Origin of the sequence: Boseongicola aestuarii (assembly GCF_900184815.1) — a bacterium.
Taxonomy (GTDB): Bacteria; Pseudomonadota; Alphaproteobacteria; order Rhodobacterales; family Rhodobacteraceae; genus Boseongicola; species Boseongicola aestuarii.
In genome coordinates this window covers 156,240-179,991 of record NZ_FXXQ01000009.1, presented here as the reverse complement: position 1 = coordinate 179,991, position 23,752 = coordinate 156,240, and the positions used below count along the sequence as shown (strand labels likewise).

Here is a 23,752-nt window from a genome sequence, read left to right as displayed (position 1 = left end):
ATGTGGTTTGTGACTGCGCGATCACCGAATCAAATTTCCGCCTGAGCGCACGAGATAGCAACCACAGCCGCGGCTTTCAACCACACAAAGGCGGTTAACAGCGATTTAACGCGTTATTTTATTGCCGCAAAACCGAGCACATCAGTCCTGCGTCTGCTATCGGGCGTCACCGGTTCCATCGCAACCGATGCGCGGATTTCAGTCTGCCCGCCTAATTGCGCTTTGGCAAGTCCGGGTAAAACCGCCCCCCGATTAATGCGATTCGGAAGATCGGAGAGCGGGACACGGCACAGCAGAGAATGACGGCTTTGAGCCCAAATCCGTCACGGGTCCGCATGCAGAAAATGTCCCGGCCCCTTTTTAAGTTGAGCCAGGACAAATGATGTGGACGAGGGCGCGAAATGGCACTCTTGCAAAGAACTTGGAAGTTCTCAGATGCTCTTAGACGTTATCGCATTTACCCTTTGCTTCAATGTAGGCGTATTTTCCGGAAGGATAAGTCTGCCGTCCGGCTGAACCCCGGCCGTCGTTATAAATCCTGAACGAATAGTCATGTTTGTAGCTCTCGTTAGTGTCTGTGTACTTTCCAGTAGCCCGCCACTTGTAGAGCGTGAAATTCTTCGTCCGAGAAACACGAACATCTTCAACCAAATACCAAGTGTCATCAAATTGCATGAGCAGTTCGCCAGGTGTCTTGGAATCAACTTGGAATACTGTCCCAAATATCTGCTTCACCAATTCAGCGTCGTTCCCCTTGCTCACAAATCGACCCGTAACACGATAACCCAGATGCTCGCATGTTATGACTTCTGCGAAGACAGTCCCCGGGATAATTGCGGAACACGAAACGACGGCTGCTGTAAGAATTTGTTTGATCATAACTATTTTCCTTTTTTGATAAATGAATCTCGAATTTGGCTTGCACGACGGGCTCGAGATCCGATGCCCGCAAAAAAGACAGCGGAGTGCTTAGCGCTCGGCTGCGAATATTCCTGTGAACTCTGAGGTTTCGAGATCGGACGTCACGGTTCCTTCGGCAAACCCGAACGCGTAGTCATATTCGTTGCCGATGAAGTCCCCGTCCAAAAAACCATCAAAGACGTAGGTGTCTGACGCGCCAGTAAGAGGGCCATCAATTCTCGCGCTATAGGTAAACTCTGTATTGATGTCCGCCGTGCGGTCTATTGCGCCATTTGAAATCGTCAAAGTTCCTGTGTACGGATTACTCGTCTCGTCGACGAAATTGGTGGCTGAACCTGCCACGCCACCGGGACCGTTGAAGTCTGCAATTAATTCTAAATCTCCCAACACCTCGAGACTTTCGTCGAGTGTTGCGATTGCAATCACGCCCTCGAAAGTTGCGGTTGTGCTTGCCGGCAGGGTGCTCGGATCCGTGTAGCCCTCTTCAAGATAAAGCAAGTTTGCACGGTCGGAAATTGATTGTCCCTGGTTATCGAATGCTTCGTAAGCGGTTGTTCCGCCTCCACATCCGGCCAACAGGATTGATGCAATGAAAAGACTACCAATTTTGCGTTTCATAATTTTTTTCCTATTCAGACAGTTCATTTGAACGCTGTTCATAAACAACACCTAGCGCAGACGTGAACAATGTTCACGAATTATTTGAACGTTGTTCAGAAACGGGGTCGATTGTGAAAATCCGGCAGCCAGAATTTCGTTCTAAACGAAGTATGGTCTCTAAGCGTCGAAGTGTGGGATTATCGGTTTCCAGTCCTGGACGCTGTCATCCTTGACAGAGAGGTTCGCTGCGGCATGCAAAATGCATCAACAGAGCTGGTTTATAGCTATCGCATATGAGAAATCGCGCAGCCGCGGTTGAGAGTGCTATGAACGGTCAGTTTGATCTGAGAACGAAAGATTGAGTTTTCTTATTCGACGCCTCGAAAGTCCGCAAATCCGCCATCCAAAACCTCTGAAATTTGGTCAAACCCACCGCAACAAAAAAGGGCCAGGCATCGCTGCCCGGCCCTCTCTCACGACTGTAACGTCGATTACTTGACTTCGACCTCGGCGCCAGCTGCTTCCAGCTTGGCTTTGATCTCGTCTGCTTCCGCTTTGTCGACGCCTTCTTTGACAGCTTTGCCGCCAGCTTCGACCAGGTCCTTGGCTTCTTTCAGGCCAAGACCCGTGATTGCGCGGACTTCCTTGATCACGTTGATCTTGGAGGCACCAGCAGCTTTGAGGATGACGTCGAATTCTGTCTGCTCTTCGCCAGCAGCAGCAGCGTCACCACCCGCAGGACCAGCCATCATGACAGCGCCGCCAGCAGCGGGCTCGATGCCGTATTCGTCCTTCAGGATCGTCTTCAGTTCTTGTGCTTCGAGAAGGGTAAGACCCACGATCTCTTCAGCAAGTTTTTTCAGATCAGCCATTTTAATGCTTTCCGTTTCCTAAGATGTGTTCCAACGCGCAGATTTCACCCCACGCGGGCACGAAGATTACGCCGCTTCGGCGCGCTCCTCGATGGTTGAGAGAATGCTCGCGATGTTCGAAGCAGGTGCGCCAATCGCGCCAGCGATGTTCGAAGCAGGTGCGCCAATGCAACCAACGATCGAAGCGATAAGCTCCTCACGCGACGGCATATCTGCAACAGCTTTGACACCGGCGGCGTCAAGAGCCGTGCCAGCCATCGTACCACCAAGGATTTCCAATTTCTTGTTGTCCTTGGCATACGCTTCCATAACCCGGGCAGCAGCCGTTGGGTCTTCGGAATAGGCCATTACGGTCATTCCCGTCAGAAGATCGCCAAGCGCTTCGCTTGGGGTTCCCTGAAGGGCGATTTTGGCGAGCCTGTTCTTGGCGACGCGAATGGAACCTTCTTCTGCACGCATACGCGAACGAAGGTCCTGCATCTCGGCAACCGTGATACCCGCGTAGTGGGCAACCACTACAACGCCAGAGCTTTCAAAGATTTGGCCGAGTTCCTCGACCACTTTCTCTTTCTGGGCTCTATCCACAGTTTCACTCCAATTTAGGAGGTTTGACCCTCCGGCTCAACACGGGGAGCAACTCATGCCACCCCCACGGGTCCTTACGGGTCCTTCAAAATCGCGCTTCAGATGACATCTGAAAACGGTATCTCGGTTCCCGTCTCAGGCAGGAATTATGAGCATGCGCTCACCCACCGTCTCGGACGAATGCACGAAAGGCCTGCAACGCAAGCCCACCGGACGCGCGGTCTCTAGAGGGATTCTTGTGGCTTGTGAAGGGGTAAATCCGATTGCCGTGCCGAAATCATACCAGAAGCGATGTCGCCGATATCTGCTGGGCACCGCTTACCCCGCCGACGAAAGCGGCCAGAACAGATCAGATGGAGTGCCTGAATGTCGATTGCGCCGCCCTTCGGGCGCCGCGGCGATGAGGGGGCTTTCTGCCCCCTCAAACTCCCCCGAGGATATTTTGCCAAAAAGAAAGTCGTGGATATTGGTGCCGTGATTTCCGCTCCGGAGCAGGCCCGAGAGAGCCTTGGTCAGGTCTTTTGCATTTTGACCAGAAGGTATCGGTTGCAGGCCCGAAAGACCTCGCTGCTGCGCCCTTCCGCCATAAGGCGCCGCTGAATGCTCTCGCGTCTGCGGCGGTTGACGGACACACGCCAAAGCGTCTCCAGCACGCGGCGGATCAGGGGTTTCTTCAAGGCAAGTTCCTCGTCGATGCGGACGAGCGCTTCGCCGAAAATCCTTAGGAAGCCGGACTCAATGTCAATGGAGGGTGCCACCTGATCTGTCAGATCCTCGCGCAGAAGAACGTCGAGCGGCAGGCTTTCGACCTGTGCCCAGAAGCGCGTGATCTCATGGCCGCCGCCCACGGCACGTGCCTCGCTCGGCCGATCCCCCGACCGAAAACAATCCGCCACGATGATGTGACCACCCGGAGCGAGCATTTCGACGCAGCGCGACAAGCCCTGCGCGAGCGGGATATATTGAAAGCTTTCGGAAAACAGGCAGAGATCGAATGGACCTTCACCACTGTAGTCTTCAAAGCGCATCTCGTGCACTTTGGCCTGCGGCGCATTTTCACGGCACCGCGCAGCCAGTCGCGACGAGGGAATGATGATGTCGACCTCGTGCCCGAGTTGGCCCAACCTTGCGGCGGTTTCTCCGGCACCGCCGCCGATGTCCAGAATACGCAATTTGCCTTTGGGCAACTGACCCAGCAGATGTGTGGTATAGGCTTCTTGCGCAGCACCCAGATTGGCGGCGCAGGGCTCAAGCTCGGCCCATAGTCCATAGTGAAGATGCTCGCTTCCCGTCAGCCATCGTGCCAGCGACAAACTGATGTCCAACCCGATGGCGCGCGTATCGATCTTATTTTTCAAACACTGATCCATTCTTGCGTTGTGTCACCTGAACAAAGCACTATCTGGCCGTGAAGCAAAAGGAGAAACCTATGAAAACCGCCAACCATTATCTCGAAGAGGCCAATGCCGTCGTCCCGAAGATCACGGCTGAAGAAGGCATTGCCAGACACGCTGCTGGCAAGACGACGTTCATCGACGTGCGGGACGGAACCGAGATCGCCTCATCGGGGACGATCGCGGGGGCATTGCGCATCCCGCGCGGCATGATGGAATTTCGCGCGGACGACGGCCATGCCCTGTTCGATCCGGCGCTGAGCAAAGACGCCGAAATCGTGTTGATCTGCGGCGCGGGCGGACAGGCGGCGCTGGCTGGCAAAACCCTGAAGGACATGGGCTATACAAACATTTCGAACGTTGGCGGATTTTCCGGTTGGAAAGCCGCGGGCGGTCCTGTCGAGGATTGATCTGAGCGCTTTTGCATTCTTTTGATGGGCCGCTTCGCGGCGGGTGGTCTCTATCGCCCCGGAGCGGCTTCCTTGCAGCGCTGCGCGCGCATGTCGGGGCGTGATTCTGGATATTTTTGCCAAAAAGAAAGCTCAGGCACGGAAGCTTTCGTAGGGGATATACCGAACGAGATCGCCGGGCCTAATGATTTGCGCCCCGTCGCCGAGTTCGACAAGACCTTCGGCCCAAGCCAGCCCCGAGATGCGGCCCGACCCTTCGGAATGAAACACATCGACCGCTCCGTCGGTCATACGGGCGCGCATGTATTCACGACGGCCGGGTTTCTTGGTCTTTGAGAAGGCCGCTGCGACCATGAAGCCCTGAGGTTCGCTCCAGCTTTCGCCGCCCATCAGTGCAAGGGCGGGGCGAGCGAAAATCAGCGTGCAGACAAGGGCGGCGACCGGATTTCCGGGCAGCGCGAAAACTGGCGTACTCTGCCACATTCCAAGCGCCAGCGGTCGTCCCGGTTTCAGCGCGATCCTCCAGTCATGGCGCACGCCTGCCTCACCCAGTGCGGCCGAGACGTGGTCTTCGTCCCCCGCCGATGCGCCGCCCGAGGTCAGGATCACGTCCACCTTTTGCGCCGCCGCGTCGAGAAGTGCAGTCAGTTTTGCGCGGTCATCGCCCACGTGGCCCAAGTCGACAGCCTCCATGCGCCAGTCGTCCAAAAGTGCCAGCAGCATCGGACGGTTTGCGTCATAGGTCCGGGCGGGATCGGGCGTCGATCCCGGGGCGACGATTTCATCGCCCGTGGACAGGACACCCACCCGAAGAGGCGTAAAAGTCGCCACCTCGCGCACCCCGGTCGCCGCCAGAAGCGCCAGTTGCGACGGCCCAAGGCGCGTGCCGGCCCGCACCGCAACAGCCGCCGCTTCGACGTCCTCGCCCGCCTTTCGCGTATTGGCACCCGGCTTGATCGGGCCCTCGAATGCGATCTCGAAACCATTGCTTGTCGTGTCTTCTTCAAGGACGACCGTATCCACGCCTTTCGGCAAAAGCGCGCCCGTCAGAATACGGATCGCAGACCCATGCGGCACCTCACCTTCAAAGGCCGCTCCCGCCGCGGCACGTTCCTTGATCAACGGCAAAAGCTGATCGCCGGACCCGGTCGCACTTTGGGCAAACCCATAGCCATCAACAGCGGAATTGGCGCCAGGCGGGTTTGCGCGCTGTGCTTTCGCATCCACCGCCAGCACTCTGCCCAACGCATCACTGCACATGACCGTCTCTATACGCGCAATGGGGCGCAAGTTCGCGCGAAGCCGCGACAGCGCCTCGTCCACCGGAGTCCAATCCACGCCGGGCGGCAAGGCGAAACAATCGTTCTTCAACCGAGGTGGCTGCAACCCGCCGGTCAGCGCGTCCGCCAAAGCTTGCTCGTGACCAACCCCCAAAATCCAACCCTCCTCGGGTTCATCAACGCTCAACATGCGCCCGAGGTCATCCCCGGCCAATCGCGACAGCGCACGCGCCAGAAGCCGCACCTGAGCACGATCCTTGATCGCGTCATCCTGCGCGGCCACCTCAGCCGCAAGAAGCGACGGCCAGACCTCGACCAGCGCCACCGGCTTTGCCAGCGATTGAAAAGGCCAAACCCGTAATTCGTCGCGGAACGCCGCGCGCAGTCTGGACAGGAACGCCATTCCGGTCATGACCTGCCCGCCAACCGCACCAGCGCCGCCCATCTGCCAACAGGTCAAACTGCCCTTGGCATGAGCCTCGACCCGGCGGCGATCTTTCAGACCATGATCCCGTGTCCGCTCGCGCCCCTTGCGTGGCAAATGCGCGATATCGGCTTGCGTTGGGTTGAACCAGAACGGCCCGACACCCGGCCACATCGCGTTGATCTGACCAGCAAGCTCAAACCGGTTGTTGCCGTCTGGCGAGTCCGTCAGATGCGCGGCGAACCAATCCCAAAGCGCCAGCGGATCCGCGCGCCCGACCAGCGCGCCGGCAAAACCCATCGGATAGCCAAACGGGAAATCAAAACCGATCATCACACGGCGCCCCAAGGCGCGCTCTGCGCGGATCAGATCACAAAGCCATGCGTAAGCGACCTCGCGGTTGCGCAGATACACCGGCTCCTGCTCCACTCCGCCCAAAACTGCCCCCGCCCAGATCGCATCCTTGCGCGGCTTCGCCCCGGTGTCGTTGCCGCCCGACCAATCCACGACGACAAAACTGTCCCAGACCGTCACAGCCCCAACTCCGCCACGATGAAATCCGCAATCGCGCCCGTATCGTCCAGATCGAAGCGCGGCAAATCGCCAAACCCGGCGCCACAGTCCGAGGCAATCGCCATCACGCCCGGCATCTCAGGCGCCAGCAAACTGGTCCCCGTCTCGGCGCGGTGCGCTTCTATCTTTGGATGCGCCGCTGACTTGAACCCCTCGACCAGCACCAGATCGACCGGCGACAGCTTCGACAACAATGCATCCAGATCGGGCTCATCCGCCCCGCGCAGTTCCGCCATCAACGCCCAGCGCTGCCGGGAGCTTAGCAAAACCTCACTCGCTCCGGCCTGCCTGTGGCGATGCGAATCCCTGCCCGGCTGGTCCACATCAAAAGCATGATGCGCGTGCTTTACCGTCGAAACTCTGATGCCGCGGCGCACGAATTCGCTCACCAGACGCTCCATCAGCCCGGTCTTACCCGAATTCTTCCAGCCTACGACGCCCCAGACCTTCATGATGCATACCCCTCGGCGCGCGCCAAATCCTCGGGCGTATTCACATTAAAGAAAGGATCGAAACGCGCCGTCGGAAAATCTGCCATCGCTGTGCCGTGGCTGTCGGTCCATTGCACCACCTTGCGCACCCCATCACGCAAGGCGGAGCGCAGATCATCGCGCAAGACAACAGGCCACAGCCCAAACGTCGGATGTCGCCCATTATCGGTGCGCGCCAAAGCAATCGGTTTGCCCTGAGCCTCGGCCGCCATCTGAAGCTGCGGCACAAGATCGCCGGGGAAGAACGGCGTGTCTGCGGCTGCCGTCACGATATGCTCGCCCCCTTTGGAGGCCGCCCAATCCATCCCGGCAAGAACCCCCGCCAACGGCCCCGCAAAACCGTCAACCTCGTCCGCCACAACCGGCAAACCAAACGCCGCAAACCGAGCCGCATCACCATTGGCGTTCAGGCAAAGCCCCGCCACCTGAGGCTCCAGCCGCTCAATCACCCGCCCCAAAAGCGTCACGCCATGAAGCTTCAACAACCCCTTGTCGCCGCCGCCCATCCGGGTTGCCTGCCCTCCGGCAAGGATCACGCCATAAGGTTGCTTCACGCGCCTCTCCATCCATTCAACCGCGCCCGAAACTCGCTCGCACCAAGACCCTCCGGCATCGCCGTGTCGGGAATAGCAATCATCGACATACCGGTGCGCAACACCGTCGCGCCCTTCGCCTTCTGGACTGCATCAATCGCCGCCCAACTGTATCGCCGCTCCGACACCTCATCGCGCATCTTGACCCCTAGCGCATCAAACCGCACTGAAATCTCGCCGGTCCGGTCCCAATGCGCACCAACGATCCGGTAAAACTGCCGCATTCGCGTGCGCTGCAAATAGGCGAACGCCGCCACCATCACGCCAGCCCCAAGGATACCCGCAACGACAAACGTCGGCGACAAGCCCGCCTGCCCGATTGCCCCCGCCAGCACCAATAGCCCCAGCCAGACCACCGCCCAGAACGCAGCGCGATGCACGAACTTCTGCGGAGGCACCGCACTCCTCCACCAGCCGGACATGGCGGCGGGCAACAGCCCGGTATCAAACCGATACCGAAGCTCGATCACATCTCGCGTCACGCCAGCATCCACGCTTCAATCCTCTCCAACAGATCGGACCGCACTTCAGCATTCTCCAAAGGCATCGCGAAATAGACCGCCCCCGAGGCCAACCCCAAGGCCGTTTGCCCCTCCAACACCCGATCAAACGCGCGCCAGGTAAAACGGCTGTCCACAACATCGGACACGATCCGCACACCGTCCGCATCAAACGTCCAGACCTGCGGCCCGTCCATCACCGGCGACGGATCGGACAAGCCGCCCACCAGCCGCGCCACCGACCGCCGCGCCAGCATATTCCAGGCACCTGCCCCGATCATCGCTGCGCCAAATCCAAGCAACAAAGACGGCTGCCCACCCGTGATCAGACGCGCCAAAACCATGACTACGATCAGCGTCAGCATCCCCGCCCCGATCATCGCCATCATCACCCGCCAACGCGCATACTGCACCTGCCAGCGATCCGCGTGTCCCGTCGCGATCATCGTCGCAATTTCAGCCCGCGCTTCGCCGGCGCCGTCGACCTCAAATCGAAAATGATCGCTCACAAAGATCCCTTCCGGCGAAGCTTGCGGTCCTCACCGGCCCCGCCCTTGGGGTCCGCATCCCGGACCAGACGTTCATTGCCCGACAAACACTGAAACCGCCGCCCGCGCATCCGCCCAATCAGCGTCAGACCAACCTGCCGTGCGATATCAACGCCCCAGGCCGTAAACCCCGACCGCGACGCCAGAACAGGTATCCCCATATGCGCGCATTTGATCACCATCTCCGAGGTCAAACGGCCCGTCGTGTACAGAATTTTATCCTCGCCCGTGACACCTTCCGACACCATCCACCCGGCAATCTTATCCACCGCATTATGCCGCCCGACGTCCTCCATATAGACCAAGGGTCGATCCTGCTGACACAAGACCGTGCCATGAATAGCCCCCGCCTCAAGATAAAGGGACGGCGTGCGATTGATCCGCTCGGCCAAGGCATAAAGCCACGAGGTCCGCACCAAAGCCGCAGGCAATTCCAAACCCTCAAGCCCCTCCATCATGTCGCCGAACACCGTGCCAACCGCACAGCCGCTGGTCCGCGTCTTCTTCTTCAGCTTTTCCTCATAGGTCGTCTGCCCATCGGTGCGCACCACGACCGTTTCCAGTTCCTCGTCGAAATCCACACCCGTCACGGCCTCGCCCGCCGCCAACATCCCCTGATTGTGCAGAAAGCCCAACGCCAGATACTCAGGGTAATCCCCGATCGTCATCGCCGTGACAATCTCGTGACCATTGAGGAAAATCGTCAAAGGCCGCTCCTCCACGACGCCAAGCTCTACCTCGGCCCCGGTCTCATCGACACCCGTCAACGCGCGCGTCAATCCAACTCGCCCCGGATCTGGCGCAATCAGATATTCATCGATGTCATCACGAAGCATGATTTGCCTCAGCCTTTGTCCTGCGATATGCGCGGCACAAGACTAGGACGCCTTTATGCCCTCCACCATACCAAAATCCCCGTTTGTCGCTGGCTTCTGGGCCGGTATGCCGTTTATCGCGGTGGGTTTTCCGTTTTCCGTCTTCTTCGGCATCGTGGCGACCGAAGCCGGCCTGAGCATCGCACAGGCGTCTGGCTTCTCGCTTGTTGTGGTCGCAGGCGCGTCGCAATTCACCGCGCTGCAACTGATGATCGAGGACGCCCCGGTCTGGAGCGTCGTCGCCGCCGCCCTAGCCGTGAACCTGCGCATGGCGATGTATTCGGCCAGTCTGCAACCGCATCTCGGCAGCGCACCTTTCTGGCACCGCGCTTTTGTAGCCTACCTCAATTACGACTCCAGCTACGCCATCTCGATGGCACGCTACGAACAAAACCCGCCATTGAACGTCCGCGAAAAAGTCCGCTTCTTCATTGGCACCGTCTCGCTGATGACACCGCTCTGGTTCCTCGGAACCTTTCTCGGAGCGATCTTCGGCAAAAGCATTCTCGTCGGGATCGATATCGACTTCGCTATGCCGATCCTGTTTCTGGCCCTTGTCGCGCCAATGGTCAAAACGCTGGCCCACCTCGCGGCCGCCGTGACTTCGATCATTGCCGCGCTGTTGCTGGCCTTCCTGCCCTCGGGCACTGGCCTTCTGGTCGCCGCCGCGCTTGCAATGATCGTCGGCGCCGAAATTGAACGCAGGCGCGGGCGATGAGTTATTCCGAAACACAAATCTGGGCAATCATCGTGATCATGGGGATCTGCACCTACATGATCCGCTTTTCGTTTCTTGGCCTCATTGGCAAACGGGACTTGCCGGAATGGATACTGCGGCACCTGCGCTATACGCCTGTCGCGGTGCTGCCGGGCCTTGTGGCCCCGCTCGTTCTGGCAACCGACGCGAATGGGCAAATGGACCCGACGCTGATTGCAGCGGCAGTCGCGACCAGTCTTATCGGATGGTGGCGCAAAGGCCTGTTTCCCGGCGCCATGGCCGGCATCGCAACCTTTTTCGCCCTGAATGCGCTGCTTTGAAACTCAGGGCCGCGGCTCGAAAATCACGTTGTGACTTGTGTCGGCAGTTGCGTCCGTTACCAAACTCTCACGCACGCCCTGCAAAGCCGCGAAATCTCCCGCCAGCGCATTCGGAAAATATCCGACGCCGACGCCTTCAAACCCCTCCACGCGCGACAATATCCGCGAAATGGCCAATGAACACTGAGCCTTCGGAACAGCGCCATAAGCCTTGACCGCAGCCAACAAGGCGGCCACCTGCGACGGCGACACATCCAGTTCCTGAACCCGGACCTCCCAGGCGGGGCGCGCATGATAATCGACATATGCCGCCAAAGCCCGATCAGTCATGCCGAACAAGACATCGTTGCGCTCGGGCACAAACGGCACTTTGAACGAGCCCGCGGGATCAAACATCACCCGCTCTGCGCCGCTTACCATCAAACCCGAATGCCCACCCGAGCCATTGCGCGTGCTGATTACCGTGAACAGCGTCACGCGCGGCGGCCCGGCGTGGGCATAACGTGCCTGCTTCACAACCGAATCCGGCGCCCATACGGGTTCCGCCGGCCCACCACAGGCGGCCAGCAGCAAAGGCAAACTTAAGACAATCAGCCAGCGGAGGATCATCGCCCTCACGCCCGACAGATCAAGTATTGAAGATCGCGAGGAAAATCAGAACGGCAATCGCAAAAATCACGACGTTCTTTGACCACTTCATGAAGCCTGCGAAAGTCTTCTCGTGATCTTCGATGTTCATGCTGCCGTGCTTGTGTTCAGCCATGGCGGTCTCTCCGGTTCCTGTTTGATACGGTGCTATCGCAATCTTTTGCCGGTGTCACGACCGAACCGCACGACCTATGGCCGCACCTCAGCCGTTGTCCAGCGCTTTGACCAGATCAAAACCGATGCGGCGCGCCGGTGTGGCATTATCCGGCTTTGGGTTGGCGCGCAGTACGACATTCAACTGGCTTACGTGCTGCACCAGTTGTATGCGCGCGCCCATACCGTCAGTGCCGTAAAACGTCACAATATCGGGATCGAAATACCCCAAACCCTCGATCCGCAAAATCCCCGCACCCGTGTCCGTCAGGCCCATCGCGACCTCTTGTTCGCCGTCGAGCTGTTCTTCGAAATTCTTGATGTAAAGGATCAGCCGCTCATAGGCCCATTCGGCCTCAGATTTCTGCGCGACGGGCTTCTTGGCAATCGCGTCCGGCAGAGGCGCATCTTCCGGGCCGGGACACGGCCCCTCGCCGGTATGCACCGCGCGCGCCAAACGCATTGCCGCGGCTTCGGCATGCTCTGCGGTAGTCTCGATCTTTTCATCCATCACACGTCTCCCCGCACCTGCCATGCCCAGACGCCATCCTCGCGCATCTCGCGTGTCACGCGACCATCATGCCAAAGATGCAGGCAATGTGCCATGGCCTCGACCAGAGCCAGCCCGTATTCGCCGCTCGGTATGTCGCGCTTGAACAGAGTGCGGAAACACTCCGCTGCTGTGTGCGGCTCAACCAGAAATGCTTCCAGCCGCTGCAACGCCCCGTGATGGTTCTGAATCAACTGATCCAGCCGCGTCTCGGTGCCGATGAATGGCAGCTTATGCCCAGGCAATACCAACTGCCCCGGGGTCGCGAAGGTCTGAAACCGCTCGCATGACTCCAGCCACTCTGCCAACGGATCGGCCTCCGGCTCCGTCGCATAGACCCCGATGTTGGGCGAGATCGACGGGATGATCTGATCCCCCGCCAGAACGACCTGCGAATCCTCGGACCAAAGCGTCAGATGCTCCGGCGCATGACCGTTGCCCTCCAGGACCAGCCATCCACGCCCCCCTAGCACCAACCGGCTATCGCCTGTGACACGCGTGTACCCAAGCGGTATCGGCGCGACCGCATCCGCAAAGTTGAAAGGTCGCTCATTGGCGCGGCTTGCCAGTATCTCGGCCGACATCCCCGCAGATTTCCAGAACGCCATCGTCTCTGGCGGCGGCACCGCTTGCTCGTCCAGCGTCAGCATCCGCGCCATCAGCCACGCCGTGCGCGACATCAGCAACTCGGCCCCATGCTCGGTGACGAACCAGCCCGCAAGCCCGACATGATCGGGATGATGATGCGTCACCAAAACCCGCGCGACGGGTTTGCCTGCCAATGGCCCCTCCAGCAACTTTTGCCAGATCGCCCGCGTACGCCGCGAATTGAAGCCGGTATCGACGATGGTCCAGCCATCATCGCCATCCAGAATATAGACGTTCACATGATCCAGAGCCATCGGCAGCGGCAAGCGCGCCCAGAGGATTCCATCAACCACCTCAGTGACTTCACCTTCAGGAGGCGGTGTCTCGAACGGATAACGTAGTTTTCGGGTCAGTTTTGCCATCAGGCAAGTAGGTCATCCACGCTCAGGTCGTAAAGCCCTTTATCCCCGACCCGCACCTGTGCGCAGAGCGCGTCATGTTCAGGCAACAACCGGTCGATATAGAACCGGGCCAAACCCGCCCGCGGCCCTTTTCCATCTTCCGCCAAAGCCGCCTTCAAATGCGCATCCGCGCCCAGGACCCGCGCAAAAGCGCGCAGGAACGGAACCGCCACTGCATTACGCGCGCCCTGATCCTGCGCGACCAACCACTCGGATGTCTCGCGCAGCGTCTCCGCCGCACTCCAGACCGGCTCACCAAGCTCGGGCAGGACCGCGCGCGCAGCCTCGGCATTCGCTTCGACCTCGTCCAGAAGCCTGAACGCCGCCTCGCCGCCGTCGGACAATTTACGCCCCACCAGATCCATCGCCTGAATACCGTTGGTACCTTCATAAATCGGCGTGATCCGCGCGTCGCGCACAAACTGCGCTGCGCCGGTTTCCTCGACAAACCCCATGCCACCGTGAATCTGCAGCCCCGTTCCCGAGACCTCAACCCCCACATCCGAACCAAAGGCTTTGGCAATCGGCGTCAGAAACGCCGCCCGCGCCATCCAGGCCTCGTCGCCTGTGGCCTTCTCCATGTCCAAAGCCACCGCGCAGGCATAGCAAATCGCCCGCGCCGCAAAGACGTCGGCCTTCATGCCCATCAACATCCGACGCACATCGGCGAACTCGATAATCGCCCCCGTGCCGCCGACAGCCCCCTGCTTGCGCTCCGAGGCAAAAGCCGCCGCCTTCTGATACGCCGCCTCGGCCACTCCGACCCCCTGAAAACCGACGGCAAGCCGAGCCGCGTTCATCATCGTGAACATCGCCGCCATCCCACCGTTCTCGGGACCGACAAGCCAGCCCGTCGCGCCGTCATAATTCATGACTGCCGTTGGCGATCCGTGCAGACCCATCTTGTGCTCAAGACTGACCACGTTCAGCGCATTGGCAGTTCCTAGCGTGCCATCCGGATTGGGAAGATACTTCGGAACCATGAACAGACTGATCCCCCGCGTTCCCGCAGCCGCATCCGGCAGTCGCGCCAGAACCAGATGACAGATGTTTTCCGAAAGATCATGGTCACCCCACGAGATGAAAATCTTCTGCCCGCTGATCGCAAAACTGCCGTCCCCATTCAGCTCGGCCTTGGTGCGCAACGCGCCGACGTCACTCCCCGCCTGCGGTTCGGTCAGGTTCATCGTGCCCGACCATTTGCCGGTCAACAGCTTGGGCATGTACAGCGCCTTGATCTCTTCCGAGGCGTGGGCTTCCAAAGCTTCGATCTGCCCCTGCGACAGCAACGGGAGCAACTGAAATGACAGACACGCGCCCGACAGAAACTCATTCACCGCAAACTGAACCGTCTCCGGCAACCCCATGCCGCCACGTTCCGGCGACGCAGCCAGACCAACCCAGCCACCGTCACAAAACGCCGCATATGCCGCATCAAAACCGGGCGTGACACGCACAACACCGTCTTCCAGACGCGCACCCTGCAAATCCGAGGCCCTGTTCAAAGGCGCGACAACCTCGTCGCAAAGACGACCCGCTTCCCCAAGAACCGCAGAAACGGTCTCGGCGCCTGCATCTTCAAAACGTTTGGTTTCAGCAAGTTGATTATACCCGACAACCGCCGAAAGCACGAACTCAACATCTGAAACTGGCGAACGAAAGGACATCCCGACCTCATCTGTCAGCTTGGCAATTTCCCCCGGCGGCGCTAAGCCCACCCCCGAGGCTGCCCGCACATTGCGCGCAAGCACAGCAGCCCCACAACCTGAACGCAGCGTCACGAAAGCGGCAAATGAACGAAACGGTCGAAACACGCATCCTTGGCACAAGCCAGGCCGAGATTGCCGAGGCGGGTCAAAGACTTGCCGACGGCGAACTGGTCGCGTTCCCCACCGAAACCGTCTACGGCCTTGGAGCAGACGCAACGAACGACCTTGCCGTCGCAGGTATCTTCGCTGCCAAAGGCCGGCCAAGCTTCAACCCGCTGATCGCGCATGTCGCCGACCTTCGGGCCGCCGAAACACTCTGCGACTTCAATGAGGATGCACTCCGGCTTGCCGCCACCTTCTGGCCGGGCGCACTCACGCTGGTCCTGCCACTGAAGCCAAATACACGGGTCTCGAAGTTGGTCACGGCAGGCGGCGCGCATCTCGCCCTGCGCGTGCCATCAAGCCCCATCGCGACCGCGCTTCTGCAGGCCGCCAAAACACCCATCGCCGCACCGTCGGCGAACCCCTCCGGCAAGATTTCTCCCACCACCGCTGCACATGTCCTGAACGGACTTTCCGGTCGGATCGACGCCGTAATCGACGCAGGCCCCTGCCCGGTCGGTCTTGAAAGCACCATCGTGGGGTTTGACGAAGGCCCTGTCCTGCTGCGCGCAGGCGGTATTCCTGCCGAAGCCATCGAGGCATGCCTTGGAACCAAACTGCGAACGCACACGGAAAAAGGCATGCCAACAGCCCCGGGACAACTCGCTTCGCACTACGCACCGAAAAGCCGGGTTCGGCTGAATGCAACCAAGCCTGAAGCTGAGGAATTCCATATCGGCTTCGGGCCCATCGACGGTGACATTTCGCTGTCGCGAAACGGGGACCTTCAGGAAGCCGCCGCGCATCTGTTCGAAGCCCTTCACATTGCGGATGCCACAGGGCGCGCCATTTGCGTCGCCCCAGTTCCGAACACAGGCCTTGGGCGTGCGATAAACGACCGCCTCACCCGGGCCGCTGCGCCGCGCAACTGACTCTTTTATTGCGCCACCTCCGATGTCGCGGTGGCGGGGCTCCGCCCTGCTCGTCGCCGAAGGCTCCTCGCCCCCAGGATTTTTCTGACCCAAAGGACTGACGATGGGAAAGGATTGCCTTTTCAAGTGCGCAACACGGCGGCGCGCGACTGCTGGACAAGCGTCCACCGCTCATCACGGCGCCGACAATTTTATTCAAATTGTCTTTCTTTTTGGCTTAAATATCCAATTCTCTGCCGGTTGGTTCAGGTCCCCTTCAGAGATTCTCTGCCTGCATCATACCAAGAATGTGATACCCGCCATCGACGCGGATAATCTCGCCAGTGGTAAACGCTCCATGATCTGACGCCAAATACACCGCTGTGCCACCGACCGCTTCCAGAGTCGCGTTGGACCTCAAAGGCGCGTTCATTTCCGTGGTCTTGTAGGTCTTGCGCGCACCGCCAATCGCCGCCCCCGCTAGCGTCTTCATTGGCCCCGGTGAGATCGCATTCACACGAATACCCTCGGGCCCCAGATCGTTCGCCAGATACCGCACCGCCGATTCCAAAGCCGCCTTCGCAACCCCCATGACGTTGTAATTCGGCTGTACCCGGATCGACCCCATATACGTCAGCGTCATCATCGACCCGCCATTTGTCATCAACGGCCGCGCCCTGCGCGCCACGTCGACAAACGAATAGCAAGAAATATCCAGCGAGTTCCTGAAGTTCGCGCGACTGGTGTCGATGAAACGCCCCGTCAACTCGTTCTTGTCCGAATAGGCAATCGAATGCACCAGAAAGTCCAATGACCCCCAACGCTCCGACAGAACCTTGAACGCCGCGTCCATCGACGCGTCATCCGTCACATCCACATCCACCAGAATGTCCGACCCGACGCTCTCGGCCAAAGGCTGAAGGCGCTTGCCGAACGCCTCGCCCTGATATGAAAACGCCAGCTCGGCGCCTTCTTCCGCCAAAGCCTTCGCAATCCCCCAAGCGATCGAACGCTCGTTCGCGACGCCCATGACCAGCCCGCGTTTTCCTGTCATCAATCCCGGCATTCTATCACCCGTGGTATTTGCTCATCGCAAGTGTCGCATTCGTGCCGCCAAATCCAAAGCTGTTTGACAACACCGTATCGAGATCCGCATCCCGCGTCTCGGTCACGATCTCTTCAGGGCGCAGCGCGGGGTCCAGCTCGGTCACATTGATCGACGGCGCGATAAACCCGCCCTGCATCATGATCAGCGAATAGATCGCCTCGTGCACGCCCGTCGCGCCCAGCGAATGCCCGGTCATCGACTTAGTCGAGGAAATCGGCGCGTGATCGTCGCCGAACACGCGGCGTACCGCTTCGACCTCGGTGATGTCACCGACCGGCGTCGACGTCCCGTGCGCATTAATGTAATCGACCTTGCGATCCCCGATCGTCGAGATCGCCTGACGCATCGACCGCTCGCCGCCCTCGCCGGACGGCGCGACCATGTCGTAACCATCGGACGTCGCCCCATAGCCCGTCACTTCCGCGTAAATCTTGGCACCGCGCGCCTTGGCATGTTCCAGTTCTTCCAAAACAACCATGCCGCCACCGCCGCCAATGACGAAGCCATCGCGTGTCGCATCGAACGCCCGCGCGGCTTTCTCCGGCGTGTCGTTATACTTTGATGACATAGCGCCCATCGCGTCGAACAGGCAGGACAGCGTCCAGTCCAGTTCCTCACCGCCACCGGCAAAAACGACATCCTGCTTACCCATCTGGATCAGTTCGGCACCATTGCCGATGCAATGCGCCGACGTCGAACAGGCCGACGTAATGGAATAGTTCACGCCCTTGATCTTGAACGGCGTCGCAAGGCATGCCGACACGGTCGACGACATACAGCGCGTCACCATGAACGGCCCCATGCGCTTGGGCGCACCCTTATTGATCACGCAATCGAACGCCGTGAAAAAGTTCGAGGTCGACGGGCCACCCGATCCGGCGACCAGACCGGCACGCTCGTTCGAAACCTCCGCCTCTTTCAGCCCGGAATCCGCAATCGCCTGCTCCATCGACAGATAGGCATAAGCCGCCGTCGGCCCCATAAAGCGCAACTGACGCTTGTCGATATGATCGGCCAATTCGATCTGCGGCTTGCCGTGAATCTGACTGCGAAACCCATGCTCGGCATATTCCGGCGCGGCAACCACACCCGACTTGCCGGCGCGCAGACTCGCCTCGACCTCCGAGGCCGAATTTCCAATGGGTGAGACGATTCCGATCCCGGTAATAACGACGCGACGCATGTTCTCTCCTGCTTCAAGGCTCCTGCCTATCTAGGACAGGCGAGCGTGAAGGGGCAAGCAGATAGGAGAAGGGGGCACGAGACCAAAAATCGGTGAAGGCCTGCTTCAAGCCCGAATTAGCCAGTTTTTGCAGAATGCAGTCTTCAGTAACCTTAGGTGGCGAACAGCAAATACCTTCGCTTCGCCCCCTTCGACAGCCGAGTCGAACAAAGAGCCTTTCAATTCTGTCTCGATCCCATGACAGCCGGACTGAACCGGCCTCATTTCCGGACGCTCAATTCGACAAAGTACTTCCGTCTCCCAATGCACTCGATAGCCGCGTTGATGTATCTGTCAGCTTCAACCGCAAGTCTCCCGCAATTGATCGCTCCATATCCGCCATGGCTTCGGGATTGCGCTGCAAGAATCCCCAAAGCACATTACGACTTATCAGAAACAATCGTGACGGGACCACACACCGAACGGTTGCCGTGGAAGGCGCGCCAGTGGCAAGTGTCAATTCACCGACCAAAGCCCCGACTGAAATCGAGGCAATATGCTTGCCATTCCTTTCAATGTGGCAAAGGCCGCCCATGATCATCGCCACATCGACAACGGACTTTCCCTGCTCAGTAAGGATGGTTCCTTCGTCAGCATCCGTAAAACGCCCAAGCTTCAGCAACCTCCTGGCACTATCCTTTTTCAGGGACGGAACAATACGGCGGGCGACCTCGGCTTCCTCTTCGGTCAATCTTACGAAGCGATGGATGATATATATCCGCGTTATTCCGATCACGCTTATCACTGACCAGCAAATCTCGATCGTGACCGAAAAAGGGTTGAAGTCGCCCGTAAGACTGAAAAGAACAGCGAGGGAAGCCGCAAGATTGACCGATGGAAAGATGTAAACGTCGCCTTTAACCACGCCAAGTTGCAACGCAAGATACGCGCCGACATAGGCAAGCACCCCGGCCGTTCCCACTCCGTCGAGAAAATCAAGGCCGCCTATCAACTCATTGATATTAGGCAAAGATGCGACTCCCCGACCAGGGCGTTTGCCCCAAAACGCACTCCAAACAGGAATGCTCATGGCCAGACGTTAGGTCCGGGGATACTCACAAAGCAATATCAATAACTGTGCGGCGATGCCACCGAGCATCGAACCGATTCAAACTGCCTTTTTTCGTGCCAATGCCTGATCCGCACTCAGCTCTCGCTCAGCGCCACCTTCATGTCCTTGACCAGATAGATCGTCTCGCCATCCGCCTCGACACGTCCGTCCGCGACACCCATCGTCAGACGGCGGTTCTGGATGGCCTTGGTGAAATCCACATAATAGGTCAGCATCTTGCGATCGGGCCGCACCATCCCCGTCAGCTTCACCTCACCCACGCCCAGCGCATAGCCACGCCCCTGCCAGCCGCGCCAGCCAAGGTTGAAGCCCGTCAACTGCCACAAACCATCCAGACCCAGACAGCCCGGCATGATCGGGTTGCCGGGGAAATGACAGTCAAAGAACCAAAGGTCCGGCTTGATATCGAACTCGGCAACCACATGCCCCTTGCCGTGCTCTCCACCGTCCGCGGAAATGTCCGTGATCCGGTCCATCATCAACATCGGAGGCTCGGGCAATTGCGCGTTCCCGGGGCCGAAAAGCTCGCCGCGTGCGCATTTCAAAAGACCCTCGCGGTCGAATGAGGTTGGATAATCAGCCATGTCTGCACGTCCCGTCATGTTATCGTTGTTGCAGTTTGTCACATCGTCAGACGCCCATATCAAGGCCGATGAATGTGGCGCAAGTGCCCAGATGGGTGTGACATTCCTGTAAAACGTCGGTTTTCACATTGAAACCAAGACCCCAAGCACCCTATATTCTTCCAAACAAGGTGGTTTGAGACCGATGGATACCGACACACAGACACGCGTCACTGATTGGCTTGCAAAGGCCGACCTGCGCCCGACCCGCCAACGCCTCGCTTTGGCGTCGCTTCTGGTGGGTGACGGTCAAAACCGCCACGTCACCGCCGAAAGCCTCCACGCCGCCTCGCAATCCAGCGATGACGCCGTGTCGCTGGCTACAGTCTACAACACGCTGCGGGCTTTCTGCGACGCGGGCCTGGTGCGGGAAGTCACCGTGGACGGCTCGAAAAGCTACTTCGACACCCGCGTCGACGATCACCCGCATTTCTACTGGGAAGAAGACGCCCGCCTTACCGACGCGCCCGCCGACCAGCTTGAAATCCTGCGCCTGCCCGATGCCCCCGAAGGCACCGAGATCGCAAAAGTCGACGTCGTGATCCGCCTGCGCAAGCGCTAGGCCTCTATTCTAAATCGCAATTGAACTCGCCCGCGAACTGCTTTTCGCGCGTGTATCCCTGCGCGCAATCATCACGGCAATAGACAGACACCCCAAAACAAGTGCAAAGTCTCTGAACAACCGCCACCGCGAAAGCCACACTCAAGCTGGCCCGCGAAAAGAGCGAGGGAGGGACAGCCTTGGAGGCAATTACACTCACCTACCCGATGATGGTCGTTCTGGGCCTGCTTGCCTTCACAGTCATCCTCTTTGTCTCCGAAATCGTCCGGATAGACTTCGCCGCCATCCTCGTCATGGTACTCCTCGGCCTCATCAGCCAACTGCCGGGCCTGCACAATCTCGCTGACGTCAGTCAGTTGTTCAACGGCCTCGCCTCGAACGCGGTCGTGTCGATCATCGCCGTGATGATCATCGGCGCAGGACTCGACAAAACCGGCCTCATGAGCAAAGTCGCCGCTTTCATCCTCAAACACGGCGGCAGCACCGAAACCCGCGTCGTGCCGATCATCTCCGGTACCGTCGGCATCATCTCGTCCTTCATGCAGAACGTCGGCGCCGCAGCCCTGTTCCTGCCCGTGGTCAGCCGCATATCCGTGCGTACCGAACTGCCGCTCAGCCGGCTCCTCATGCCGATGGGCTTTTGCGCGATCCTTGGCGGCACCATGACCATGGTCGGCTCGTCTCCGCTGATCCTCCTCAACGACCTCATCCTGACGGCCAACCAAGCCCTGCCCGCCGCCGCGCAGATGGAACCCTTCGGCCTGTTCTCGGTCACCCCCGTCGGCATCGCTCTTGTGGCCACCGGCATCCTCTATTTCACCATCTTTGGCCGCTGGGTCCTGCCAAGCGGTCAAAAAGACGGCGAAGCCACCAGCGCGCAATCCACCAAGGAATACCTGCAAAGCCTCTACGGGCTGAAAACCGACATCTTCGAAATCACCATCCCCGAAGGTCACCGGGTCGCCGGACAAACCTTCGATGACCTCATCAAGCAGTACCATATCTACATCATCGGCAGCGCCTACCACGGCAAGACATGGTTCGCGCCCGTCATCCAGACCGAGATTACCACCCCTTGCCGCCTCGCCATTCTGGGCAACCGGAAAGACGTCGTTCATATGACCGAGGACATGGGCTTCACGCTCCACGCCAAACTCGACGTCTTCGCCGAGGACTACGCTCCGACAAAATCCGGGGTCGCCGAAATCGTCATTCCGCCCGGCTCGTCGGTTATTGGCAAATGCGCCCACGATCTGGTCTTCCGCAAGACCTATGGCGCCAGCATGCTGGCCATCCATCGCGGCGAAGAAACCCTCAGCCTCGTCGAATCCGAAGACCACACGCACACCCAGATCGGCGAAGTCCCCTTCCGCGCGGGCGACACTCTGGTCATCCTCACCACATGGGACGCACTGACGCGCCTCAGCCGCAACCGCGATTTCGTCGTCGTCACCACCGACTACCCGCAAGAAGAACTGCGCCCCACCAAGGTCGGCTGGGCTCTGTTGTTTTTCGTCATAGCCCTGTCCCTGATCCTGTTCACCGATCTGCGCCTGTCGCTGTGCCTGCTCACGGGTGCGGCAGGCATGATCCTCACCAAAGTCCTCGACATCGACGAAGCCTACGAAGCCGTCAGTTGGAGCACCGTGTTCCTCCTCGCCAGCCTTATCCCGCTGGGTCAGGCCGTCCAAAGCTCGGGCACCGCCGGTTGGATTGCGCAACAAATCCTGCTTTTGCTCGATGGCTGGCCGATCTGGTCGCTTCAGGCAGGCCTCGCCGTGCTCGCGACGATCTTCACGCTTATCATGTCCAACGTTGGCGCCACGGTGCTTCTGGTCCCGCTCGCCGTCTCCATCGCCATCGCCGCAGGCGGAGACCCCGCGATTTTCGCCCTCACCGTCGCGATTTCGACGTCCAATTCGTTCCTTATCCCGACCCATCAGGTGAACGCCCTCATCATGGGTCCAGCGGGCTACAAGGTGATCGACTTCGTTAAGAGCGGAGGCATCATGACCATCCTGTTCCTGGTCGTGTCGCTTTTCGTGATGAACGTGGTGTTCTGAAGCCCTGAAAGACCGCGCGGCGCGGTCTCGAACACTTAATCAAGGTTAACGTGCGCACCACATCTTGCGGTTCTATCTTAACGCACCGAACGGTCGCACCGACGTGATACCGACGTCATACCGACGTTGTACCGACGTTCAGCAGAACGCCTCAAACTCCTCATTTCATTAAATTAACCTTTGAGATCCGCGCGCGCAGCTACACCGGCTCGATCAACCCCGGTCCCGACGCCCGGTTCGAATTCACTGCCCGGTCGACGCGATGAAACGCCAAAGCATCCTCCGCCGGCGGATGCATCAAAGTCGCCGCCCCTTTTCCGGCCTCACCCAGCCACAATGGCCAATCCTCGGCGCGTAAAATCACTGGCATCCTATGATGGATCGACGACATCTTCTGGTTCGCGCCGGTCGTCACGATCGCGCAGGTTACCAGCGGCTCCTCGCCCTTGTCCCAAACCTGCCAAACCCCCGCAAAGGCTAGCATTTCGCCCTCGCTGGGATGGATATACCAAGGCAGCCGGTTACCCTCGCTGTCCTTTGTCCATTCATAAAACCCCGTCGCCGGAACAAGGCACCGACGCTCCCGGGCCGCCGTGCGAAACGCGGGCTTTTCGGCAATCGTTTCTGACCGGGCATTGATCAGCAAAGGCCCGTCTGTCGGCGTCTTGTACCAATGCGGCACAAACCCCCAGCGCATTGGCCTCAACCGCCGTACACCTTCGTCGGACGTGACGGTATGAACCTGCACGGTCGGACAGACATTATAGTTCGGAATATGGGGTAGATCGTTGGCCGGGGACGCCTCGAACAAGGCCGCCATCGCGTCATCTGGAAGGGTGATCGCAAACCGCCCACACATCCGAAAACGCCCTCCCG

At 59.2% G+C, this 23,752-nt stretch carries 27 protein-coding genes; 6 read left to right on the top strand and 21 right to left on the bottom strand.

Annotated elements, in window-relative coordinates; genetic code table 11:
* Window positions 1-441: 441 nt before the first annotated feature.
* The 5 genes from BOA8489_RS13845 to BOA8489_RS13825 all read right to left on the bottom strand — a co-directional run bounded on the left by BOA8489_RS13845 (window position 442) and on the right by BOA8489_RS13825 (window position 4,336).
* On the bottom strand, window positions 442-879 hold the full coding sequence (locus BOA8489_RS13845; RefSeq protein WP_093974771.1) for a hypothetical protein: 438 nt from the start codon (window positions 877-879) through the stop codon (window positions 442-444).
* A gap of 90 nt (window positions 880-969) precedes the next feature.
* On the bottom strand, window positions 970-1,539 hold the full coding sequence (locus tag BOA8489_RS13840) for a hypothetical protein (RefSeq protein WP_093974768.1): 570 nt from the start codon (window positions 1,537-1,539) through the stop codon (window positions 970-972).
* 473 nt (window positions 1,540-2,012) lie between these two features.
* Entirely contained in the window at window positions 2,013-2,393 is a 381-nt protein-coding gene (rplL, locus tag BOA8489_RS13835) for a 50S ribosomal protein L7/L12 (RefSeq protein WP_093974766.1), read from the bottom strand.
* 66 nt (window positions 2,394-2,459) lie between these two features.
* Entirely contained in the window at window positions 2,460-2,978 is a 519-nt protein-coding gene (gene rplJ, locus BOA8489_RS13830; RefSeq protein ID WP_093974764.1) for a 50S ribosomal protein L10, read from the bottom strand.
* Between the two features lie 512 nt (window positions 2,979-3,490).
* Complete coding sequence (locus tag BOA8489_RS13825) at window positions 3,491-4,336, bottom strand: class I SAM-dependent methyltransferase (protein ID WP_245813839.1); 846 nt, start codon at window positions 4,334-4,336, stop codon at window positions 3,491-3,493.
* Between the two features lie 71 nt (window positions 4,337-4,407).
* Here BOA8489_RS13825 and BOA8489_RS13820 point away from each other — a divergent pair, with 71 nt between their 5' ends.
* Complete coding sequence (locus BOA8489_RS13820) at window positions 4,408-4,782, top strand: rhodanese-like domain-containing protein (RefSeq protein WP_093974760.1); 375 nt, start codon at window positions 4,408-4,410, stop codon at window positions 4,780-4,782.
* A gap of 132 nt (window positions 4,783-4,914) precedes the next feature.
* Here the strand turns inward: BOA8489_RS13820 and BOA8489_RS13815 are convergent, their stop codons facing one another.
* From BOA8489_RS13815 to fdhD, 6 genes are read right to left on the bottom strand one after another with little or no spacing between them, the layout of a single operon-like run.
* Entirely contained in the window at window positions 4,915-7,020 is a 2,106-nt protein-coding gene (locus tag BOA8489_RS13815) for a molybdopterin-binding protein (RefSeq protein ID WP_093974757.1), read from the bottom strand.
* Complete coding sequence (mobB, locus tag BOA8489_RS13810; protein WP_093974756.1) at window positions 7,017-7,511, bottom strand: molybdopterin-guanine dinucleotide biosynthesis protein B; 495 nt, start codon at window positions 7,509-7,511, stop codon at window positions 7,017-7,019. Before mobB ends, BOA8489_RS13815 begins: the two co-directional genes overlap by 4 nt.
* Window positions 7,508-8,104 carry a molybdenum cofactor guanylyltransferase MobA gene (gene mobA / locus BOA8489_RS13805; RefSeq protein WP_093974753.1) on the bottom strand — a complete coding sequence of 199 codons (597 nt, stop codon included), beginning with the start codon at window positions 8,102-8,104 and terminating at the stop codon, window positions 7,508-7,510. The genes mobB and mobA overlap by 4 nt, the downstream gene beginning before the upstream one ends.
* Complete coding sequence (locus BOA8489_RS13800; RefSeq protein WP_093974751.1) at window positions 8,101-8,637, bottom strand: hypothetical protein; 537 nt, start codon at window positions 8,635-8,637, stop codon at window positions 8,101-8,103. The genes mobA and BOA8489_RS13800 overlap by 4 nt, the downstream gene beginning before the upstream one ends.
* Window positions 8,622-9,152, bottom strand: a complete 531-nt coding sequence (locus BOA8489_RS13795) for a hypothetical protein (protein ID WP_093974749.1) — start codon at window positions 9,150-9,152, stop codon at window positions 8,622-8,624. Before BOA8489_RS13795 ends, BOA8489_RS13800 begins: the two co-directional genes overlap by 16 nt.
* Window positions 9,149-10,027, bottom strand: a complete 879-nt coding sequence (fdhD, locus tag BOA8489_RS13790) for a formate dehydrogenase accessory sulfurtransferase FdhD (RefSeq protein WP_093974747.1) — start codon at window positions 10,025-10,027, stop codon at window positions 9,149-9,151. Before fdhD ends, BOA8489_RS13795 begins: the two co-directional genes overlap by 4 nt.
* Before the next feature lie 55 nt (window positions 10,028-10,082).
* On the opposite strand from fdhD, the gene BOA8489_RS13785 reads away from it, so the two are divergent.
* Together BOA8489_RS13785 and BOA8489_RS13780 are read left to right on the top strand one after the other, a co-directional pair.
* Window positions 10,083-10,784, top strand: a complete 702-nt coding sequence (locus BOA8489_RS13785) for an AzlC family ABC transporter permease (RefSeq protein WP_093974745.1) — start codon at window positions 10,083-10,085, stop codon at window positions 10,782-10,784.
* Window positions 10,781-11,104: an AzlD domain-containing protein gene (locus BOA8489_RS13780; RefSeq protein WP_093974742.1), complete on the top strand. Its 324-nt coding sequence runs from the start codon at window positions 10,781-10,783 to the stop codon at window positions 11,102-11,104. The genes BOA8489_RS13785 and BOA8489_RS13780 overlap by 4 nt, the downstream gene beginning before the upstream one ends.
* Window positions 11,105-11,107: 3 nt before the next feature.
* Here the strand turns inward: BOA8489_RS13780 and BOA8489_RS13775 are convergent, their stop codons facing one another.
* From BOA8489_RS13775 to BOA8489_RS13755, 5 genes are all read right to left on the bottom strand, one after another.
* The gene (locus tag BOA8489_RS13775) at window positions 11,108-11,713 is read right to left on the bottom strand and encodes a hypothetical protein (RefSeq protein ID WP_093974739.1); all 606 of its coding nucleotides are present in this window, start codon (window positions 11,711-11,713) and stop codon (window positions 11,108-11,110) included.
* Between the two features lie 19 nt (window positions 11,714-11,732).
* The gene (locus BOA8489_RS13770; RefSeq protein WP_093974737.1) at window positions 11,733-11,867 is read right to left on the bottom strand and encodes an aa3-type cytochrome c oxidase subunit IV; all 135 of its coding nucleotides are present in this window, start codon (window positions 11,865-11,867) and stop codon (window positions 11,733-11,735) included.
* An 87-nt stretch (window positions 11,868-11,954) separates the two neighbouring features.
* A complete protein-coding gene (locus tag BOA8489_RS13765; RefSeq protein WP_093974735.1) occupies window positions 11,955-12,416 on the bottom strand; it encodes a DUF6173 family protein in 462 nt (153 codons plus the stop codon).
* Window positions 12,416-13,465: an MBL fold metallo-hydrolase gene (locus BOA8489_RS13760; RefSeq protein ID WP_093974732.1), complete on the bottom strand. Its 1,050-nt coding sequence runs from the start codon at window positions 13,463-13,465 to the stop codon at window positions 12,416-12,418. The genes BOA8489_RS13765 and BOA8489_RS13760 overlap by 1 nt, the downstream gene beginning before the upstream one ends.
* On the bottom strand, window positions 13,465-15,171 hold the full coding sequence (locus tag BOA8489_RS13755; RefSeq protein ID WP_093974824.1) for an acyl-CoA dehydrogenase family protein: 1,707 nt from the start codon (window positions 15,169-15,171) through the stop codon (window positions 13,465-13,467). Before BOA8489_RS13755 ends, BOA8489_RS13760 begins: the two co-directional genes overlap by 1 nt.
* Before the next feature lie 125 nt (window positions 15,172-15,296).
* Between BOA8489_RS13755 and BOA8489_RS13750 the strand changes: the two genes are divergently transcribed.
* Window positions 15,297-16,247 (top strand): L-threonylcarbamoyladenylate synthase, encoded by a 951-nt coding sequence (locus BOA8489_RS13750; protein ID WP_093974730.1) that lies wholly within the window; start codon window positions 15,297-15,299, stop codon window positions 16,245-16,247.
* A 256-nt stretch (window positions 16,248-16,503) separates the two neighbouring features.
* Here the strand turns inward: BOA8489_RS13750 and BOA8489_RS13745 are convergent, their stop codons facing one another.
* The 4 genes from BOA8489_RS13745 to fabA form a co-directional block, all read right to left on the bottom strand.
* Window positions 16,504-17,292 (bottom strand): enoyl-ACP reductase FabI, encoded by a 789-nt coding sequence (locus BOA8489_RS13745; RefSeq protein ID WP_093974728.1) that lies wholly within the window; start codon window positions 17,290-17,292, stop codon window positions 16,504-16,506.
* Between the two features lie 4 nt (window positions 17,293-17,296).
* The gene (gene fabB, locus BOA8489_RS13740) at window positions 17,297-18,517 is read right to left on the bottom strand and encodes a beta-ketoacyl-ACP synthase I (protein WP_093974726.1); all 1,221 of its coding nucleotides are present in this window, start codon (window positions 18,515-18,517) and stop codon (window positions 17,297-17,299) included.
* 274 nt (window positions 18,518-18,791) lie between these two features.
* A complete protein-coding gene (locus BOA8489_RS13735) occupies window positions 18,792-19,526 on the bottom strand; it encodes a CBU_0592 family membrane protein (protein WP_176440306.1) in 735 nt (244 codons plus the stop codon).
* 176 nt (window positions 19,527-19,702) lie between these two features.
* Complete coding sequence (gene fabA, locus BOA8489_RS13730) at window positions 19,703-20,212, bottom strand: bifunctional 3-hydroxydecanoyl-ACP dehydratase/trans-2-decenoyl-ACP isomerase (protein WP_093974822.1); 510 nt, start codon at window positions 20,210-20,212, stop codon at window positions 19,703-19,705.
* Window positions 20,213-20,396: 184 nt separating this feature from the next.
* On the opposite strand from fabA, the gene irrA reads away from it, so the two are divergent.
* Together irrA and BOA8489_RS13720 are read left to right on the top strand one after the other, a co-directional pair.
* On the top strand, window positions 20,397-20,813 hold the full coding sequence (irrA, locus tag BOA8489_RS13725) for an iron response transcriptional regulator IrrA (RefSeq protein WP_093974722.1): 417 nt from the start codon (window positions 20,397-20,399) through the stop codon (window positions 20,811-20,813).
* Window positions 20,814-20,992: 179 nt separating this feature from the next.
* Window positions 20,993-22,876: an SLC13 family permease gene (locus BOA8489_RS13720; protein WP_370807221.1), complete on the top strand. Its 1,884-nt coding sequence runs from the start codon at window positions 20,993-20,995 to the stop codon at window positions 22,874-22,876.
* A gap of 199 nt (window positions 22,877-23,075) precedes the next feature.
* On the opposite strand, the gene BOA8489_RS13715 is transcribed toward BOA8489_RS13720, so the two are convergent.
* Window positions 23,076-23,735, bottom strand: a complete 660-nt coding sequence (locus tag BOA8489_RS13715) for an SOS response-associated peptidase (RefSeq protein ID WP_093974720.1) — start codon at window positions 23,733-23,735, stop codon at window positions 23,076-23,078.
* Between the last annotated feature and the right edge of the window lie 17 nt (window positions 23,736-23,752).

Coding starts and splice junctions, on each gene's coding strand:
- BOA8489_RS13845 (WP_093974771.1), bottom strand. CDS start 879: ATGATCAAACAAATTCTTACAGCAGCCGTCGTTTCGTGTTCCGCAATT.
- BOA8489_RS13840 (WP_093974768.1), bottom strand. CDS start 1,539: ATGAAACGCAAAATTGGTAGTCTTTTCATTGCATCAATCCTGTTGGCC.
- rplL (WP_093974766.1), bottom strand. CDS start 2,393: ATGGCTGATCTGAAAAAACTTGCTGAAGAGATCGTGGGTCTTACCCTT.
- BOA8489_RS13820 (WP_093974760.1), top strand. CDS start 4,408: ATGAAAACCGCCAACCATTATCTCGAAGAGGCCAATGCCGTCGTCCCG.
- mobB (WP_093974756.1), bottom strand. CDS start 7,511: ATGAAGGTCTGGGGCGTCGTAGGCTGGAAGAATTCGGGTAAGACCGGG.
- fdhD (WP_093974747.1), bottom strand. CDS start 10,027: ATGCTTCGTGATGACATCGATGAATATCTGATTGCGCCAGATCCGGGG.
- BOA8489_RS13785 (WP_093974745.1), top strand. CDS start 10,083: ATGCCCTCCACCATACCAAAATCCCCGTTTGTCGCTGGCTTCTGGGCC.
- BOA8489_RS13780 (WP_093974742.1), top strand. CDS start 10,781: ATGAGTTATTCCGAAACACAAATCTGGGCAATCATCGTGATCATGGGG.
- BOA8489_RS13775 (WP_093974739.1), bottom strand. CDS start 11,713: ATGATCCTCCGCTGGCTGATTGTCTTAAGTTTGCCTTTGCTGCTGGCC.
- BOA8489_RS13770 (WP_093974737.1), bottom strand. CDS start 11,867: ATGGCTGAACACAAGCACGGCAGCATGAACATCGAAGATCACGAGAAG.
- BOA8489_RS13765 (WP_093974735.1), bottom strand. CDS start 12,416: ATGGATGAAAAGATCGAGACTACCGCAGAGCATGCCGAAGCCGCGGCA.
- BOA8489_RS13760 (WP_093974732.1), bottom strand. CDS start 13,465: ATGGCAAAACTGACCCGAAAACTACGTTATCCGTTCGAGACACCGCCT.
- BOA8489_RS13755 (WP_093974824.1), bottom strand. CDS start 15,171: ATGTCCTTTCGTTCGCCAGTTTCAGATGTTGAGTTCGTGCTTTCGGCG.
- BOA8489_RS13750 (WP_093974730.1), top strand. CDS start 15,297: ATGAACGAAACGGTCGAAACACGCATCCTTGGCACAAGCCAGGCCGAG.
- BOA8489_RS13745 (WP_093974728.1), bottom strand. CDS start 17,292: ATGCCGGGATTGATGACAGGAAAACGCGGGCTGGTCATGGGCGTCGCG.
- fabB (WP_093974726.1), bottom strand. CDS start 18,517: ATGCGTCGCGTCGTTATTACCGGGATCGGAATCGTCTCACCCATTGGA.
- fabA (WP_093974822.1), bottom strand. CDS start 20,212: ATGGCTGATTATCCAACCTCATTCGACCGCGAGGGTCTTTTGAAATGC.
- irrA (WP_093974722.1), top strand. CDS start 20,397: ATGGATACCGACACACAGACACGCGTCACTGATTGGCTTGCAAAGGCC.
- BOA8489_RS13715 (WP_093974720.1), bottom strand. CDS start 23,735: ATGTGTGGGCGGTTTGCGATCACCCTTCCAGATGACGCGATGGCGGCC.